This window comes from Leptolyngbya sp. UWPOB_LEPTO1, assembly GCF_017302695.1.
GTDB classification, from domain to species: domain Bacteria; phylum Cyanobacteriota; class Cyanobacteriia; order Leptolyngbyales; family Leptolyngbyaceae; genus Leptolyngbya; species Leptolyngbya boryana.
Genome location: NZ_JAFLCJ010000001.1, coordinates 477,662 through 496,639 on the forward strand (window position 1 = coordinate 477,662; position 18,978 = coordinate 496,639).

Consider the following 18,978-nt stretch of genomic DNA (forward strand, 5'->3'; position numbering starts at 1 on the left):
CTAAGCAATCCCGCTGGTTCGTGTCAGTCGGTGAGAGTCGGGAATTGAATCTGTGCAGAAGTCGGAAAAGTCGGAAAGTTGGAGGGAGAGACAGAGACTAGCCCGACCGATTAGAATGGATAGAACTCTTGATCAATGATTCCGCAATGGAAGCTGAAACTGCACTGGCGTGGGTGGATCAGCTACTCGCTCGAAAAACCGGGAAACGTCTTAGCGTCTTACAAAGAGACATTCTGAGCAAGGTGCTACGCGGGCAAAAATATTTGGAGATTGCAGCGCACTCGGGTTACACAGAGGGACACATTAAAGATGTGAGTGCCCATCTCTGGAAATTGCTGTCTGGGCTATTGGGTGAGCGAATTACTAAAAGTACCTGTCGAGCAGTGCTAGCGCAGTATTCGCAGCCATTATTTGAGGTTTCGGCAACATTTCTACCTGCACCGTCTCCGATCGACGATCGCAGATCAAGCAATCTTCTAGGGCGTGAAGGTGCGATCGCAGATCTCGATCGTCTGATTCAGCAAGGCTGCAAAGTCATTGTCATTCAAGGTGAAGGCGGTTTAGGCAAAACAACGCTAGCACAGCACTATCTCCAGACCCAGGGGTTTGAACAAGTGCTGGAATTGTTAATCGCTAAAGAAAGCCAGAACATTACTTCGGCTGAACGAATTGTCGAAGAGTGGTTAAAACAAGACTTTCAACAAGAAGCCGGATCGGAATACGGAATTTCGCTCGGACGCTTAAAGCGCCAACTGCACCAACGGCGCATCGGAATCTTGATTGACAATCTCGAACCTGCACTCGATTCAGAAGGGCGACTGATTCCACCGCATCGAGCTTATGTCGAATTGCTACGAGTTCTAACCGATGCCGGAGTGCAAGCAGTTACTCTGATCACGAGTCGCGATCGTTTGTGTGAGCCTGATTTAGCAGTCGAACACTATCGTCTCCCTCGACTCGACCTCACCGCATGGCAAACTTTTTTCAGCCGCTCTATGTCGATCGATGCTGTGACACTTGAGCAGATGCACCGAGCTTATGGCGGGAATGCCAAAGCAATGGGGATTTTATGCGGTGCAATTCGCGAAGACTTCGATCGAGACATGGCAGCCTACTGGCAGGAACATCGGCAGGACTTGCTGGCAACGCGAGATCTGAAAAATCTTGTGATTAGTCAGATCAATCGTCTGCAAGCTCTCGATCCGGTTGCTTATCAGTTGCTCTGTCGATTGGGATGCTATCGCTATCAAGAAATCCCAGCCATTCCCTCTGAAGGAATGCTTTGTTTGCTCTGGGATGTGCCCCCGGATCAACAACGACAGGTACTCACCTCATTGCGAAATCGATCGCTAGTCGAGTGCGAACATGGCAAATACTGGCTGCATCCTGCCATTCAAGCCGAAGCCATCGCTCGACTGCGAAAAAGTTCAGATTGGGAAATCGCCCACCGCAAAGCCGCAGAATTTTGGACGACTCAGGTTTTGACGATCGAGACTGTTCAAGACGCGCTACAAGCCCTGCAAGCCCACTACCACTACATTGAGATCCAGGACTTTGAAGCGGCAGCGGGTGTGATTCTCAAAAGCCGCACCAATCAATGGCGGCAATTTTTACCCCTCGGCAGTACGCTTTACCGAATGGGATTGTTACAACCTGTTCTAAGCGCGATCGTGCAAGTGATTCCGAATCTTGAAAATCCTGCCAAACTCAGCGAACTTCACAATATTCTGGGAGATTTGTACTGGATTACGGGTCGCATTCAAGACGCGATCGCTTGTCAGGAAAAAACAATCGCTCTAATTGGGACTGCTGAGCAAAAACGTTCTGCTGCCCCATCCAGTCAGCACACCGCTTACTACTTCCAAATGCTAAAAGTTGATGCTCTGCTCAGCATCGGACTCTATCAGATGGATCTTTGGGAATTAGAAATGGCGGCTCAATCCTTCCAGCAAGTGATTGATCTGGCGCAGAACACCGCTCATCATCCCTGGGCAGAAAAAGCAGCCGTCTGTTTAGCCCTGACCTATTCCTATTTGGAACGATTTGAGGCGGCTTATCACTTAGCAGAAGCAGCTTATCAATCGATCGTCACTGAGAAATTAGTCGAACAAAGCGGACGATTCGCCTATTTCATTCAAATGTTAGGGCAAACCTATACGAATCTAGGAGAATTTGAGCGAGCCAAGGCAATGTACGATCGCGCCCTGGAATTTGCAGAGGAAAGTCATTACACCCAAGTCAAAGCAAAGACGCTGAGTGGACTTGCAGAACTTTGTCGCTGCCAAAATGCTTTAGATGCTTCACTGATGTACCACACGCAGGCAATTGCCCTACTTGAAACGATTGGAGCAATGTGTGATTTAGCAAACGCCTATTTCCAACTCGGATTAACTTATCAAGCAAGTGGTCGATCTCAACTGTGCCAGAACTCTTTAGAACAGGCATTACGGCTGTTTGGACAAATGCAAGCAACGAAGCAAGTCGAAAAGGTTCGATCGCAAACTCGATTTGACGATCGCTAAAGCGCTTCTGCAAGCGTAGGATGATAGACATTCAATAAGGCTCTAGAATCTATTTCTAGAGCCTTATATTTTCAAAGGCAGCATCCAGATTCAAACTGGGGGTAGAGGTTTTGCAGACCTCTAGATCGATCGAGATATCAAGGGTTTCATCGCTTAATATAAGCTTTTACCCCAAATTTCCCCCAATCGATTAGGATGACTTCTGTCACAATTTCTTGATATTTGGGAGTTTCAGAAGCATCGAAGCAGAGAATTGTTTAATTCTCGATCTCACTGGTCGCAACTGGACGTTCGGTATAGCCTTGGGATATTCCATAAGCTTGTCCGCGTGTTCCATTCGCAACAATCCCTAAAATTGGAATGTGAGCCGTTTCTAGATTCTCGATCGCATCCATCACAGCGGAGCGAATGGTCTTTCTCAAAGTCGCAACCAGAATCAGTCCGCCTGCTTGGGAGGCAAGTAGGCTACTATCCGCAAGGTTGAGAACCGGAGGTGTGTCATAAATCACTAGATCAAATGCAGCTTGTAAATCCTCCATTAAAACTTGCATTTTTTGGCTCGAAAGCAATTCAGTGGGTTCGTCCGGAATTGGTCCAGAAGGCAACACAAACAATCCACCCCGACCTGCAATTCGCATTAGGGCACTTCCGTCTTGCGCTTGAGGTGTAATCGGGTTAATCACGCTGTTAAAGTCGAAATTGTCGAGCAATAGATCGCTCAAGCCTATCTGATTGGGCAGGTCTAACAAGGTGCTAATTTGAGGACTGCGAAGATCCGCATCCACGAGCAAAACTCTTTGTCCCATTGCTGCCGCCGCTTGAGCAAGAAACAGAGAAATCGTGGATTTGCCGTCTCCGGATTGAGCTGAACTAATGACGATCGATTTTCTGGGCGATTTCGCGTTGAGGTGACGAATTGTGGTGTTGAGCGATCGAAATGCCTCAGAAAATAGAAACTGCATTGAAGAGTTAGCAGCATTGGAGCGATTGAGCATAGCACTCCAACCTGAACTTTCATATAGCGAGGGATAGTGAGGAATTGCTCCGAGTAGGGGTAGTTTTGCTTGCCTTTTTAGATCAGAGGACGATCGGAATGTGTTGTCGAGTTTTTCGAGCAGAAAGGCAACCGCTGCCGCTGCAAGTAATCCGGTCAGTGCACCGACCAGTAAGTTCTGAGGGGTAGACGTTAGCGGAACTTGGGGACTGCCAGGCGGAGTAATTAACTGCCAGGAAACCGTTTTTTGAGCGACTTCAGCCTGGAACATTTCTCGCATTTGCAACAAGCGATTAAGGCTTTCTGTAGCGACTGTCAGTTCGCGCTGAAGATCGGTGAATTGACGCGAGGTGATTGGGAGTTGTTGAGCTTGTTGCTGCCAGTACTGAGTCGCATTGTCGATCGCAGAAAGTCGGACTCGTAGAATTGCCATTTGACTCTCGATCGCAGAAAGTCGATCGCCTAACACCCGACCCGCTTCTTGACGAAGCAGGGGTAACAATCGATCGCGCTGTTTCTGTAAGGCATTTAAGGTAGGATTATCACCTCGGAAACGAGCTTGCTCGATCGCGATTCGACGCTCTAGCGCTTGAAGTTCACTTAGAAATTGTTGATAAGACTGAGCCTGAGATAACGCGACTCTTGCACCCGATTGATCTGCAAGACTGTTGTAAGCCTGCTGCACTTCCGCAAGCTGATTACTCACTTCTAATCGTTGTTGTTCTAAAGCAGTCAGTTGACTATCGACCTGACCCGATTTCGTTTGAGGATCAACGATCGTATTTTGCTGACGAAAAGCTTGAAGTTGACGCTGTAGGACATCAACGCGATTTTGTGTTGTCTTGAGTTGATCATTGACAAACTCAACGCCTTGACGCAAGTTACTTTGTCGCTCTTGCTGGCTATACCGCAAATAGCCTTCGGCAACTTTATCCAGTACAAACTTGACTCTTTGAGCATCTGAGTCTTGATAGCTGACTTCGATAAGTTTCGATTGTGGAGGCTGTGTCACTGTGAGTCCGGACACCAATACTCCATAGTTAAATCCGGGATACTGTGCCTGAATTTTTTGTGAGATCGGCTCTAGAATTTTGGGACTGCGAAGAATTTGGATTTGCGATCGGTAGTCCAAGCCGCTAGGATTAGCTGCTCCTGTGAGTCTGGGCAATGCCTGATTATCAGTGATCGGCTCAACCAGCAATTGAAAAGCACTGCTATACGTTGGCTGTCTGGTAAAGGACTGATACCAACTAATGCCAGAGACGACACTTGCCACCCCAACTATGACGATCGCACGTCGTCGCACAACATCAAGAATGGGTGCTAGGCTCCAACCTCCCTCTTCAGTCGGGGGAGCAGAAGTCGAGGGATAAGTCAGGATCGGCAGTAACTTCCCATTCGCCTCAGCAGATGCGGGGGAGGAGTTGGTGTTTTTCACGGGGCAAGATGGATAAACAATTCACAAAGGTGGAACATGAGCATTTGCACAGGTGAACTAACGTAGGAAAAAGCCGAACGGTAAGATTTTTCCAAGAAACCCGCCGACCCGATCCAAGCTGTCTTCGAGTTTTGCGCCACCAGAACGATCGACTAAAATCACGTCGTTATTCCGCAGAATGGGATTGCCTTTTTCATCTATACCACGGGCGAAATCGATCGCGATAGCTTGGCGCGATACCGTGCCGTCTGGATTGAGTCGGAGCAGTTGAACCGATCGGCGATTGGCGCGACGATTGAAGCCTCCAGCCGATAAGAGTGCTTGATTGAGCGGACTGTTGGGAGGAACTTGGACGGCTCCAGGAGATTCGACTTCTCCGACGATGTTGACTCGAATTGCAGTTGGCGCAAAGGTAGAGCCACCAACTTGAGTGACTTCCGCAGCAGTGAGCGCAGTTCCTTTTGGAATGACGATCGTATCTCCTTGTTGCAGCACGAGATCTTGAGTGGCATCACCACTAGATAAGAGTTGCCACAGATTGAGGCGCTTGGTTTGAGTGGTTCCAGTGCGAGTCGATCGACGAACTTCAACTTCGCGCACATTGGCAAGGGCGGTGATGCCTCCAGCCTGTTGAATGGCTTGACTGAGTGTAGGTAGTCCTCCTGTCGTGGCAGCGAGAACGATCGGTCCCGGTCGCATTACTTCACCAACGACAGTAATATTGAGTGCTTGTTTACTATCGCTTGCAAAGTTAGCGGTTGCGAGTTGTGAGGCTTCTGCGAGGTTAATGTCTGTATTGGTGGGAATCACAATGCTGTCGCCGTCTCGCAGGGTCAGATCTTGCCGTAGATCGCCGGTTTGTGTGAGTTCCCAGAGGTTGGCTTGAATGGTCAAAGCAGTGCCACCCGCTTGAGGACGGCGAATCGCGACTTTACGAGCATTTGCCGCTTGGGTAATGCCGCCTGCTTGCTGAATCAGTTGTGTGAGTGTAGGAAAGCTACTGTTCTCTTGAGTGGTGAGGACGTAAGTACCAGGACGATTGATTTCTCCTGCGATCGCAACTCTTACAGGACGTGCTGCGAGTAAAGTCACATCGATTCTCGGCTGATCAACGATCGGGGCGTATTTGGCAGCGATCGCGGCTTGGGCTTGGAGTGGAGTCATTCCGCGCACGGATAAGGGTCCAACGAGATACAGATTGACGATGCCATTGACGAGGACTTGATACTCGCGGCTGTATTCAGGAACGTTGAACAATTCGACTCGAATGCGATCGCCTGCTCCGAGGGTATAAGACGCATCATCGATTTGAGTGGCGGGAACTTCTGGAGTGCTCTGAACAGGAAGCGGACTTGAGGGTCGAACGGCGAGGGGTTTTGCGGGTTTTGCTTTGGGTTTTGCTTTGGGTTTTGGTACGGATTGGGAGGGTAACGATGCAGCGATAATTTGATCGATCGGGATTTGATCGACTCGGATGCGAGAAATTTTCGGTTGAACTGGTGTATTTTGCTGTGAGGCGGGTTTGAGTGGCGGCTGATTTTGCTTATGAGTGGATGGAAGTGGAGTGAACTGAAACGTTTGGGCTTCAGAAATAGCCGCGATCGTTTCTGGAATTGCGATCGAATCAACAGGTTGAACGGACACCGCTGAGGATTTCGGTTTGGTTGGACTGTTTGATGGAGTTTGAGAAGTGTCCGCAGTACTCGCGCTAGTACGTCCCAAACCATAAGCGGTCAGGGCGGTGACAGTACCGAGAACAGCGACAGAAACACGAACAGGAGTAGACTGCATAGATTCAACCACTCGTTAAGCCTGAGCGAAATAAGCAAAGTTTGATACTGACTTTCCTCACTGGGTACTGATACAAGGGTGATCCGGGTTTATCAGGATGAAGCGATCGAAAAACTACAAAGTTTTCATGAAGGGACAGAAGGGTTCTGAGTGTAAATACGCTACAAAGTTGCAACGAAAAACAGTTGGAAATCCAGATCCTTCCAACTGTTCAATTTTCAGAGAAGCGTTAACCGATTGATTTCTCTTTCTTCTGTTGCTTCTTCCGCATCATGGCACCGACACCGAGAGCAACACCAGAACCAACTATTGTGAAGGGTTCAGGTACAGCATTCGGATTTGATACATAGCTATCACTACCCGCGCCACCAATGGCACGCACATGAAGTCCGATTCTCAGAGCACCAGTGCCAAAAGCATCCTGAACTCCACTAAACGTGTTTGACCCTGACAGAGCAAAACGAAGAATTAAGCTCTCGCCAGGATTGATACCAGTTTGGTTGTTGCCAGAGGCTTGCGAGGATAAGATACTGGTTGTGTTGAAAGGTGGATTCGCAGTATTTTGAGACGGCAAGCTTCCTGGATTAGCACCAGTTTCCCACTCGACACCTGCACTAGGGCTAATACCTGATGGAGCCAGCGCACTGAGCAAGCCCTTTTGATCATCAAAATAAATCTCTGCGATGCTAGATGCGATCAATCCAGCATTTTTGAAGAGAACCTGCACACCTGAAGCAATGCTAGTAATGTCAGCAGTGAACTGCCCAGAAACAGCACTAGAGTTTGTACCATTATTGGTCGTGATATTACCAAAGCCAACCGTAAATGCGGAGACAGGTTTCACTGCTGTGGTCATTGCAATGCTCACTGCTGCTGCCGCGATCGGCAAAACAGAATTAAATCTCATAAATGAATCTCCATTTCATGTTGTTTAATTGATGCTCCCTATGGCAAACTCACCCTGAAAACTTTTGTGCCAAATGATTGATCGCGGAGTCTTGTAGAGGTGCGATCGTTCAAATTACGCTTCTGAAGGAACCGATGGCAAAGAATACTTCAAGTCTTCATGATCGAGAACGGATTGATACACCACATTCGCATACTGTCGAGCAATGATCTCAGGTGTAAACCGAGCTTTCATATAGCGTCGTCCCGATCGACCCATTTGTTCAACTAACTTCGGATTCGCCGCCAAACTCCGAATAAAATTCGCGAGTCCTATTCCATCCCCGTTACTAAAACAAGCTCCACACTCCGCTTCATCCAGCATCGATCGAAGATAAGAATGCTCCTCACAAATTGCCGCGATCGGGCGACTTGCAGCCAAAGCAGAATACAACTTACTCGGCGCTACAATCCCTTCCATTCCAGGCTTCACGCTCACGAGCGACAAATCGCACGCAGTCAATGAGAACGGAAGATCCGCCTTATCTTGATAGGGTAAGAGCTTAAAATTGTGCAGGTTTAATCGATCGAGCTTTTCAATCAATTGATCGCGTTGAGCACCACTGCCAATCACCAAAAACTGAACTGGATCATCCCGAAGCTCTTGAGCGGCTGCCACGATCGTTTCAATGTCATGGCACCGCCCCATGTTGCCCGAATACAGCACCACGAATTTATCTACTAAATCATGCTCTTGAGCAAACCAATTCTCATGCTTCGGAATCGGTGTGATCAAACTCGGATCAGCCCAGCTATGAATAATCGCAATTTTGTCAGCTACTTCAGGGCATTTCGCGACAATTCGCGCTTTCATCGAAGAACTCAACACAATGATTCGGGTCGCACGTTTCCAAACTCGTCGGTTCACTGCATCCCATGCCCGCACAATCCAATGATTCGCAGGTTTAATATTTAGCTCCACTGCCACATCTGGATAAAGATCGTAAAGTAAACAGATGTAAGGTATCCCAAACAACCAATTTGCTAGGAAACCAAGAATGGGCAAAAAGGGTGGCGCAGTCGTTAGCATTAACAAATCGCCCCGATTGCGCGATCGCAGTAAATACAATGCCGATCGCAAAACAAACATTAACCCATTCAAAGCCTTGCCACGAATCCGATTGGGAAACAGTTGAGCCGTTCGCGATCGACGGACTAAAAGCTGATGAGATCGCTCGATCGCAGGCGCTTGCGATCGACTAAACGCATAACCAGGTTGTCCAGTAAACACCTGCACCGACAATCCTTCTGGTTGCAAGTTACGAGACAATTCCTCGATTAGCTGTCCGGTTGCAGCAAAATCTGGAGGGAAGAACTGCGTCAGAATTGAAAACTGAACTTGAGTAGGTGGAAGTTCCAAAGAACGAGCGGGCGCTGGGACAGTCGTGCCTCTTCTTGTCATACAATCAAACCTTATTTGGGAACGAGAAATCTAATCAACTGGGGCGGAACGTGACAAAACGTATGACAATCTGAGTGCGAAAATACTGTCTAAATTGAACCCTCTACGGTCATTCGTAGTAGATTTAGAACTTGGGCTTCTTGAGCAGTCAAATCACTTCTGCCTTGAGCGATCGTCGTTTGCTGAGCTTCAAGCGACTGCTTCGCCCAAGTCCTTAGCGCACACCGCTTTGGATAAGCAAACCAAATCATCATTGGACCCACAATAAACATTGCGGCGATGAATGCCCAAGTCCAAGTGAACCAAGGTTTTAGAGCAAACATTGTGAGAATCAGACTCAAAACTGGAAGATACTCATAGAAGAACTCTAATCGTTTGGTTCTCCGAAGAAGTCTGTTCTTATGACAAGCGATCGGAGCAAGTTGTCGCAGCATTAGCTCCTCGTAGAACTCGTGAATCACTTGTTGATAGTTCGATAATTCCTGACGAAGCGAAGTTTCGTCGCCGTCTAACACTCGTTCTAACAGTAAATCAAAGTTGATCTTGGCAAAAACGCGATCGTAAAGCTTCATGTTCAACGATCGAATGGTTTGTAAATTCGTCTGAAGGCGAGTACCGAGCTTTTCAAACCGCGTCTGTCGTGCTTGAATTTCGTGAAAAACTTGCTGATGGCGATTCCGACAGATTTGGTGATGTGCCCAATGTTCTGGCTGCTGCAAAATTAAATTGAGACTATCCGAAATCTGTAACAATTCGCGGAATGAGCATTGTAGAATTCGAGTCGGTCGCGAGAAAGTCGCGATCGCGCTTACTAGCGAAGCCTGAGTCACTGTTTCGGGACATCTCAGATTCGCGGAATGAACAACAGCGTGTAACAATGCTTGTTCATCAGAACTCAGGTTCAGTTGATGAAAGACCGCTAAATAGTGTGGAGAATTCATCATTATTATTGTATATGGGGGCGATCAAGCAGTTGACTATTTCGTAACTTACATGAACTATTGAGACTAAAATTCTTTTAACCGCCAACATTCGCAGTAGCGCGCAATCCTGTACGGCGTTTGCGTCTTGACCAGCTACTAAAGCGCCATAGTGAGAAGAATAAGACGCTAGAAACAAATGCACCGATACCCCATTTGATGGCACTCTTATACAAGGCAGTAGATTGATTCGATTTTGCTGTCTCAGCTTGAGATTTCACGTTATTTCTAACTTGCTCCACCTCGGTGAGAAGCTGATTTTTAAGGTCTGTCGGTGTGTTGACGTTGGCAGGAGGATTGCCTTGACGATTGAGGTTTTGAAGCAGGGCGTTCAGATCTTGTGAACTTGCACTACCGACTCGTTGTTCTAGCTGTTGAAGCTGACTAATTTGGGAATTGACTTGATTGTTGAGTTGGGCAGCATTTTGAACATTGAGGCGCAAGGTCAACATCAAGAGCAACGGAATCATCAAGAGGAACACAACACTTGCAACTAGCGATCCCCAGGATAGAAGTTTGACGATCGCTTTTTCCCAGCGCTGCCGCAAATCGGTTTCGCCAAAAAACACCAGGGGTAATGCCAGCAAGGGGACAGCGACCCGTTCAACGATCGCACCAATAGAGTTAAACGTCCAAGCGACATCAAGCCAGCGAACCGGAAACAGAATATTGAGCCAATCGACGATCGCGAAAATGATCAGACCGTAACCAACAATACGAAAGGCAGCGATCGAGGATAATTCTGAAGAGTCTTGAGATTTCATAGGTTAGAGTTTTTGAGAATAAACGAGTGAGAATGCAGCCCTAAAAACTTTGCAGGCGAGGTTGCCACCACTGATACCACTCTGTCCAAGCTTGTTCGAGCAGTTGATAGGCTTGCTCTGGGGACTTGTTTTGTATCGGGGTTTGGAAATGAACCAGCAAACAGCGAGTATCGCGCAGTTCGGACAGTCCGGCTAACCAGAGAAAGGGACGCTCTGAGAAAACATCGAGATTGCGATTGCGCTGAAACTGCAAATGAGTGAAGGTACTTTCGCCTCGACCGTTGATACAACTACTCAAGTGCGCTTGTTGCTGCTCGACAAAGACTCCATAGTATCCAACCTGGGATTTGTGTCGGATGTCGAGTTCAAGTTGCGCTTTGCTTTTGAGGTAATCAGTGAGAGATTGTAGGGTGGGTTTGACATCGCCATTGCTGCTTGCAAAGTTGTAGACCGTTACCTCGATCGGAGTGCCATCTTTGAGATAGCGATAGCGCCGATTCGGAATCGCATCTTGATCTTTGAGGTTAGGAATGGTGATGCGTTGACTGTCAATGGTTTGCCACCCTGAAAGCGCGATCGTGTTGGGTAGTTCGATCGCCCGGTTATTTATACTGGGAGCCGTTGGTTTCGTCAGGATTAAAGTTCTGCCGAATGTTAAAGTTATGGCTAAGAATGTGAGTGCTAATAATCCGATGCGAGCCGAGTTTTGAGGAATACGATCTTGCATGATTACCAGTCCTCCCATTCTTCAGGATCAGATTCTTCTTGCATCAGCCAGAAATAGCAAATTGCTCCGACGATCGAGACTGCGATCATCGAAAAGACCAGTGATCCATTGCCATCGTGCCAGTAGCCAAAAGCTTCACCATTTCCGGGAGCCGAGAGTACTGCTAGGATCGCAACTCGAATCGCATTGGTGAGAAACGCGATCGCAATTCCAACAATTGGCAAGATCATTCGCTGTATCCAAGTGGTTGGAAACATCAAAAAAGCTAAACCGACGAATTTGAGTACTTGCAGAATCACAACAATGCCAGAACAACCGTGATAAACCTCGATCGAGGCTCCGGTTGACAGCATGATATAGACTCCTTGCCGCTGTACTTCAAAGCCTGAAATCCAGAGCAGGAGAGTTGTAAATCGGGCAGTGATTGGAGAAATTTCGATAAATGCTAAGGCAGTCGGCGGCAATGCTAACAGAATAAAGACAACAAATTCCCGCCAGTACGATCGCAGATGTTTGAATCCTGACGCAAGCAGCGCTAAACCGAGTCCGGTAATCAGTGGGAACAGTCTCAGGAACAGTCCTAGATCGGGTAAGATGTGAATCCGGAGAAGTGCGATCGCGATTAACCCAAATCCGACCAAACTAGCAAGAATACTACTGTTGAATACTAAATCGTCACGTTTTCGCCACACCAGTGAAACAGCCGCCGCCCAAAATACAAAAGCATTCCCTTGAAATTCAGGTAGGTTTCCTTGCCAAACCAGCGAGAGGTGGATTGCCATCAGACCTGCACCGATCGCGAGGAGCCAGTACTTCGGAATTCGCAGTAGTTGAGTAGGTTCAGAGAGTACAAGTTTCATGAGGGAATCTCACCGAGAACAGGCTGCTAGATAGCAGTGCAGATGCGGATAGGGTCAATCTGGGACACTTACGCGACTTGGCGTAGAAAATCTGCTGAAATGACTGAACTATGGGCAAGTTGCAGGAGTGGCAGGGTTGGTGACACCACGATTAAAGCAAATGGATGTCTGATAACTAGAGAATGGAGTATTGTAAGACCACTGAAGCCTTTGTCCGCCGACTTGACCATGACTGATTCCAACAGTCGCTAGACCCGCAGCATTAGCAGGTGAACCAGGACTCACAAGTGTATCCAAGTAATTGAACCGGATTTTGTCATCGTTCTTGTAGAGAATTGCCTGAAATGTAATCAACTTATTCGTTCCAGTTTCACCTACAACTCCTGCCTTATCCCATTGAATGACAAGTCTTTCGCTATTTCCTGAGCCAAGTGTCTGATAGTAGACTCGGTTTGCATCGGGATTAGTGGCTGTGTTAAATGTCAAGTCATCCCACAGTACTGCGATTGTAGGTGGAATAGGTGTAGATAAGCTAGTCAAGCTCTCATTATTTGCATTTGGATATGCGCTACCAAAAGATAGCAATCCATTTGTACTTATGAAGAGGTCTGTTTGTGTGTTGTAGTTGACGTTGAAGAACCTAAAGACAAATGGCAGCTTAATCGAACTAGTGTTATTGTCCTGATTCGCTAAGATACCAGTACCAGTTGAAGAAATATCTTCAAAGCTATAGGTCAACCTAGTTGCCGTGTAGCCATCTCCACTAATTGTTTGTGCAGACGCACTTTGCAGTGTGCTGAGAATCCCAATGCCTGCTAATACAGCAGTTAACGCAGTGAATGAACTGAGATTGCCGATCGTAAATAGAGACAGCGCGATCGACATTAACGATCGCTTTAACGTAACCCTCATGAGATTTCCCCAAACCAAGATAACATCAGGATGAACCCGCAATAGGATCGCGATCGTGCTGCAAAGTTTGGAACACGATCGTCGATCTGTTATTCGCCTGATAGAACACCCTGATGTGCGATCGCAAATAGTTGAAGCGATCGCAATGATTCAATCGAGTTAGTCCACTTTCTGGGCTACCAATTGACGCTTTTTGCGCTTCCGCTGCATCATGCCACCGACACCCAAAGCAGCAGCACCCCCCAACATCGTGAATGGTTCAGGCACAGGATTCGGAGCAGGAGCCAAATTGAAATTAGCAATGTAAGCGCCTGTTGTGCGCGTGCCCGTCCAACCTAAAACGCCGCTTGCGCCATTTCCGAATGTCGGAACATAATTTGGACCTGCAATTCCCAAAAAGTAAGTTCCAGCGGTAATCAAGGTTTGCGAGATTGCATTTGCGCCTCCAGCAACCCGTTCCACTTGTCCACTATTCAATGCTCTAAAGAGATAGATTCTCGGATCAGTAAGCCCAACATTGATCGTTGGAACATTAACATTGAAACTTCCAAAAGAAATACTGCCTGAGAAACTTCCAGTCGGGGCAACAGATGCCGTAAAAAGCTGATTCAGACTAGAAACGACAAATCGATACAGGTCAGCACCATCTTCTCTTCTTACGCCAGAAACGATATTTCCGTTTGCCAGAATTGCTCCCGTGATTGAATTGTTAGGATCTGGGGTTGGAAGGGTGCGGGCTGTGTTTACAGTTTGACCTGCATCCACAAGGTTGGGAAGACCATTAGCAGCGCTCAGCTCAGTAACTGAGAATGCTTGAGCAGAACCGATCGAGCCAAGCGTCGCGATCGCAGTTCCAGCCGCAGCCAGCCCGAATCGCTGAATTGAAGTTGACAAATTGAAAGACATAACTTGCCCTAAGTGATGATCATTAAATTGCATCTGCGTGAACGTCCCTGCTGAATAGATGCAATGAGCAGAGGTCATTCGCCTAGCATCACCCTGAGCGTGAAACCGCGATGCGATCGCAGTTCCGCAAAAACCGATTCAGTATAATTACAGCGTATCTATGTAGCTGACACCCATATCACATATCCTGAAATACTGTATATCAGTATGTGCCAGAAGCTCACGTGTAAAATCGAACTTCACGCAAACTTTATACCAACACTGTAAGGCAAAGCCTCCGTAATTGCCCCATTCAATTCATTAATCTTTTACAAAGAATACACGATTTTCTCCGAAATTTCTCCTGACTTGCCTATCGCCTCCTGTATAAGAAAGAGAAATGGCATACCCGTGCTGTGATCCCTTCTGAATCTATGAGTAGTCCGCCCCCAGCCGAGTTAGTGATTTCCGCAAATCGAGTCGAACGTCAATATTGGCAAGACCTTTGGCGTTACCGAGAACTCTTATATTTCCTTGCGTGGCGGGATCTACTGGTGCGATACAAGCAAACCGCGATCGGCGTTGCCTGGGCACTGATCCGCCCCTTTATGACAATGGTTGTTTTTACCGTCATCTTCAGCGGAGTTGCCAAACTTCCGTCAGATGGTGTCCCTTACCCAATTCTCGTCTTTGCGGGTATGTTACCGTGGCAATTCTTCTCAAGCGCCCTGGGTGACTGTAGCAATAGTCTCGTCGGCAGCGCTCACCTGCTCTCAAAGGTGTACTTTCCCCGACTCCTAGTGCCGATCGCGTCTGTGATTGTTAGTTTTGTAGACTTTCTGATCTCCGGGATCATTTTATTAGGGCTAATGGCTTGGTATAACTTTGTTCCAAGTTGGCGAATTCTGACTCTCCCGTTATTTATTGCGATCGCGTTTGCGGCAGCGACAGGAGCAGGGCTTTGGCTGGCGGCACTGATTGTGAGATACCGCGATTTGCGCTTTGTCGTGCCCTTTATCATTCAGTTCGGACTTTACCTCTCCCCAGTCGGCTTCAAGTCGAGCGTGATTCCAGAACAATGGCGACTGCTGTATTCTCTCAATCCGATGGTCGGAGTCATTGATGGGTTTCGATGGGCAATTCTAGGCGGTGATAGTGCGATCGAGCCTGTTGGATTTGTGCTCTCGCTCATCCTAGTCACGCTTATACTCTTCAGCGGCATTTGGTACTTCCGCAAAATCGAGCAAACCTTTGTGGACATTGTTTAATCTGATATGAGCCATCCGATCATTCGTGTTGAAAATTTAGGGAAGAAGTACACGCTCTCACATCAAGAAAAAGCCAGCACGTTTCGGGATGCTCTGACCCAACGACTGTCTAATCCTTTTCGGCGCTCTGCTTCAAAGCCAAATGGCGGTCAACTAGAAGAGTTTTGGGCGCTGAAAGATGTGTCGTTTGAGGTTCAACAAGGCGATCGGGTTGGGATCATCGGACGCAATGGAGCCGGAAAATCAACTTTGCTGAAAATTCTCAGCCGCATTACTGCCCCAACTCATGGTGAAATTCGGATCAAAGGCAGAGTCGCGAGCTTACTAGAAGTTGGCACGGGCTTTCATCCTGAATTGACCGGACGAGAAAACATTTTCCTCAACGGTGCAATCTTGGGAATGAGTAAAGCAGAGATTAATCGGAAGTTTGACGAAATTGTTGCGTTTGCAGAAGTAGAGCGGTTCATCGACACGCCTGTGAAACGATACTCTTCTGGAATGTATGTTCGCTTAGCTTTTGCAGTTGCGGCTCATTTAGAGCCTGAAGTGCTGATTGTTGATGAAGTTCTCGCAGTTGGTGATTCAACATTTCAACAAAAGTGTCTTGGAAAAATGGAAGATGTCTCAAAGAATTCAGGACGCACTGTGGTCTTTGTAAGTCACAATATGGCAACAGTTGAGAAGCTTTGCAATAAAGGTATTTTTCTAAAGCACGGGAATTTAATCGAAACAGCCAGCATTACTCAAGCGATACAATACTACATGGGTCAGATTGAATCTAATGTAGCCATCTTCAAAAATAGCCCGGTACGGAGAGCAACAGCGGATCAAGTCGGCAAAGTCATTGAAATTACTGCTGAGTACGAGCTTGATCGTGAAATTACTCTTCCTTCTCTAGGGTTTGTCATCTCTGACTATTTGGGTAATCCAATCCTCGGCTGTAACCCTGTTGTATCTCCACCCACTCAGCCTACAACTCCCAGCAAATCCGGCATCGTCAAGGCATCTATCCAATCTCCTAAGCTGCTGAATGGCACTTATCGAATCTCACTATGGTTTGGCGATGGAAGAAAGGACTTCTTTCATCAGCAAGACTGCCTAACGCTAGAGGTCATCAATATGGCAGATGTGAATCAGTTACCCTCTGCGCTGGTCGGTCCTGTATTCCCCACATGTCAATGGAGCTTTAGTTCCTAGGGATGAAGGTTTAGCTATCTCAATCTAACTTGAGGATTAAAAATGAGCATAACGATCGCGATCAAAAGTCCCATCACAGGTACAGACAATGTAATTCTAGAGAGAACAATAGATTGTGAACTCATCATTGCAACTTACCAGGATCAGCTCAATATCAATGTAGAGAAATATTTCACAAATTTACAGCACATAGAAATTTATCGCTGCTTAGACACTGGCTATCGTTTTTACTATCCATTCAATCTAGAAGGCGACAGCAACTTCTACGAAGCCTTGCAAGATATCCCTTGGTACTATGTAGATTGGAAATGGGAATTCAATTTAGCCAGCAAGCTGATTAGCAATAGTGATCGTGTGCTAGAAGTGGGAAGTGGACGGGGCGCTTTCCTTCGACATCTGAAAGAAAGGGGGATTACAGCAACAGGACTTGAACTCAACGAACAAGCGATCCAATCTGCACAGAACATAGGATTAGATATGCGGAATCAGACGATTCAGGAATGTTCTGTCCTACAATCTGGGCATTATGATGTGGTCTGCTCTTTCCAGGTTGCAGAGCATATTAGTCACGTTAGATCTTTTATTCAAGCTTCTGTGGATGCGCTAAGAGTCGGTGGAAAGCTGATCATTTGTGTTCCTAACAATGACTCATTTGTTCGGCATGAATCAGTCTGGATTACGAATATGCCGCCCCATCATATGGGATTATGGGGCAAAGCAGCTTTACAAAATCTCGAAAACGTCTTCCCATTAAACTTAGAGAAAATTTATACTGAGCCTCTAACGACATATGCCTGGTATTACTACCTGCAAACACAGCAACTATTAGCAAAACTGCCAAATCATCGAGTGGTTCAAAGAGTTGCGCGTATAGGCGTATCAGTTCTGCGTAGTCCGTCATTAAAGATTCTTCCACTATGCGCTCCATTCATTCCTGGTCATTCAATCCTAGCTGTATACAAAAAGATTAGTAGAGACGCACAGCTTTCTACTGCTGAGGAGTGTATGGCTCTATGAAAGTTACTTTCTGCACATATGATGCGCCTACGTTTACCGGGGGACCAAATTCCTGGCTTAGAAGGCTTTTGCCTACTCTAAGAACATTAGGAATTGAATCAGAGGTTTTATTCTTTATAAATAGCCCATTGCCTGCGGACTGTCCCTGTTTGTCGGCACTGAGAAAGCAAGGTTTCACCTGTCACTCATTTCCCTTTCAATCTACAACACCGCAGCAAGTTCGTTGGATTCTGTCAAAGCTGAAGCAAAACCCACCAGATATTTTTGTCCCAAACCTCATTGTAGGAGCATTGTATGCTAGTCGATGGGTTAAGGAAGCAGGTATCCCGACCGTTGGCGTTTTACATTCCGACGATGATTTTTATACAGGAGTAACCCAGGAGTTCATCTTTGGTGAAGAAGTTTATCAACTTTCCGCAGTGGTCTGCGTTTCGGATTTCCTGACACAAACCGTTTTGAATTCAGGACGCACCACGAGTGTAGTTATCAAAATTCCCTGCGGTGTTCCAGTACCCTCTGTTATAGCTCAAAAACCGACTAATAGCCTCCGCCTTATCTACCTTGGACGCTTAGTTGAGGAACAGAAGCAGATTTCAAAACTGACTTCCGCTCTATGTCGCGCGTTGCGCTCAGTTCCCAACACAGAGGCACTTATTTTCGGAGAGGGACCTGCAAAAGCAAATGTTCAAGCCCTTCTTTCCTCTGAGGGAAAAGGACTACCGATCTGTCTAGGCGACTTTGTAGATAATTCAAAAATTCAAGACGTACTAGCAAAAGCCCATGTTCTGGTATTGTTATCAGATTATGAAGGGCTACCTGTGGCACTGATGGAAGCAATGGCTTGTGGAGTGGTTCCAGTCTGTCTCAACATCCGCAGTGGCATTACAGAATTAGTTGAACATGATGTGACTGGGCTGCTCGTGAACAATCGAGAAGAGGAGTTTATTGCGGCAATTAGACATATTGCCACTGAGGCGGGATGTTGGGAACGTCTTTCTCAAGCCGCTCGCGCTAAAGTGGTGAGTTCCTACGCTAATGATTCCTGTGCATCTGATTGGGCAGACCTTTTCTTCACACTTCAGCAGAAAGCATCAACGAAACAGTCTCTAGTTTGTCCTAAAGCGTTAACTCTTCCTGCTTCTAACCCCTTGTTAGCATCATTCGATCGACGCGACTCTTCTTGGTGGACGGACATCACTCAACGGTTGCGGCGGCAAGTGAATGCATTTAGGAAAATTAGTCTGCGCTTGATCACCAATAACTTCATTTGATGTTT

15 protein-coding genes are annotated in these 18,978 nt (G+C 46.9%); 5 read left to right on the top strand and 10 right to left on the bottom strand.

From position 1 onward, the window contains the following. The first annotated feature begins 128 nt into the window (after positions 1-128). A complete protein-coding gene (locus J0L70_RS02075) occupies positions 129-2,522 on the top strand; it encodes a helix-turn-helix domain-containing protein (protein ID WP_287452879.1) in 2,394 nt (797 codons plus the stop codon). A 257-nt stretch (positions 2,523-2,779) separates the two neighbouring features. Here J0L70_RS02075 and J0L70_RS02080 read toward each other — a convergent pair whose 3' ends face one another. From J0L70_RS02080 to J0L70_RS02125, 10 genes are all read right to left on the bottom strand, one after another. Beyond that, positions 2,780-4,954: a GumC family protein gene (locus tag J0L70_RS02080; protein ID WP_287452880.1), complete on the bottom strand. Its 2,175-nt coding sequence runs from the start codon at positions 4,952-4,954 to the stop codon at positions 2,780-2,782. A 57-nt stretch (positions 4,955-5,011) separates the two neighbouring features. Then, complete coding sequence (locus J0L70_RS02085; protein WP_287452881.1) at positions 5,012-6,745, bottom strand: polysaccharide biosynthesis/export family protein; 1,734 nt, start codon at positions 6,743-6,745, stop codon at positions 5,012-5,014. A gap of 229 nt (positions 6,746-6,974) precedes the next feature. Next, on the bottom strand, positions 6,975-7,652 hold the full coding sequence (locus J0L70_RS02090; protein ID WP_287452882.1) for a PEP-CTERM sorting domain-containing protein: 678 nt from the start codon (positions 7,650-7,652) through the stop codon (positions 6,975-6,977). Positions 7,653-7,766: 114 nt separating this feature from the next. After that, a complete protein-coding gene (locus J0L70_RS02095) occupies positions 7,767-9,092 on the bottom strand; it encodes a glycosyltransferase family 4 protein (RefSeq protein WP_287452884.1) in 1,326 nt (441 codons plus the stop codon). Positions 9,093-9,181: 89 nt separating this feature from the next. Further along, complete coding sequence (locus J0L70_RS02100) at positions 9,182-10,036, bottom strand: hypothetical protein (protein ID WP_287452886.1); 855 nt, start codon at positions 10,034-10,036, stop codon at positions 9,182-9,184. A 74-nt stretch (positions 10,037-10,110) separates the two neighbouring features. Then, entirely contained in the window at positions 10,111-10,836 is a 726-nt protein-coding gene (hpsJ-A, locus tag J0L70_RS02105) for an HpsJ-like protein, cyanoexosortase A-associated (RefSeq protein ID WP_268180700.1), read from the bottom strand. 40 nt (positions 10,837-10,876) lie between these two features. Beyond that, positions 10,877-11,563 carry a cyanoexosortase A system-associated protein gene (locus J0L70_RS02110; protein WP_268180702.1) on the bottom strand — a complete coding sequence of 229 codons (687 nt, stop codon included), beginning with the start codon at positions 11,561-11,563 and terminating at the stop codon, positions 10,877-10,879. Positions 11,564-11,565: 2 nt separating this feature from the next. Continuing rightward, positions 11,566-12,423, bottom strand: coding sequence for a cyanoexosortase A (crtA, locus tag J0L70_RS02115; RefSeq protein ID WP_287452888.1), 858 nt, complete (start codon positions 12,421-12,423; stop codon positions 11,566-11,568). A gap of 108 nt (positions 12,424-12,531) precedes the next feature. After that, positions 12,532-13,335: an NIDO-like domain-containing protein gene (locus J0L70_RS02120; RefSeq protein ID WP_287452889.1), complete on the bottom strand. Its 804-nt coding sequence runs from the start codon at positions 13,333-13,335 to the stop codon at positions 12,532-12,534. Positions 13,336-13,494: 159 nt separating this feature from the next. Next, positions 13,495-14,241, bottom strand: coding sequence for a PEP-CTERM sorting domain-containing protein (locus J0L70_RS02125; RefSeq protein WP_287452890.1), 747 nt, complete (start codon positions 14,239-14,241; stop codon positions 13,495-13,497). A gap of 413 nt (positions 14,242-14,654) precedes the next feature. Between J0L70_RS02125 and J0L70_RS02130 the strand changes: the two genes are divergently transcribed. Genes J0L70_RS02130 through J0L70_RS02145 form a run of 4 tightly spaced genes read left to right on the top strand, consistent with a single transcriptional unit; the run spans position 14,655 to position 18,973 of the window. Further along, the gene (locus J0L70_RS02130; protein ID WP_287452891.1) at positions 14,655-15,488 is read left to right on the top strand and encodes an ABC transporter permease; all 834 of its coding nucleotides are present in this window, start codon (positions 14,655-14,657) and stop codon (positions 15,486-15,488) included. A 6-nt stretch (positions 15,489-15,494) separates the two neighbouring features. Beyond that, on the top strand, positions 15,495-16,685 hold the full coding sequence (locus tag J0L70_RS02135) for an ABC transporter ATP-binding protein (protein ID WP_287452892.1): 1,191 nt from the start codon (positions 15,495-15,497) through the stop codon (positions 16,683-16,685). 42 nt (positions 16,686-16,727) lie between these two features. Beyond that, on the top strand, positions 16,728-17,702 hold the full coding sequence (locus J0L70_RS02140) for a class I SAM-dependent methyltransferase (protein ID WP_287452893.1): 975 nt from the start codon (positions 16,728-16,730) through the stop codon (positions 17,700-17,702). Beyond that, entirely contained in the window at positions 17,699-18,973 is a 1,275-nt protein-coding gene (locus J0L70_RS02145) for a glycosyltransferase family 4 protein (protein ID WP_268180730.1), read from the top strand. The genes J0L70_RS02140 and J0L70_RS02145 overlap by 4 nt, the downstream gene beginning before the upstream one ends. Positions 18,974-18,978 lie beyond the last annotated feature (5 nt).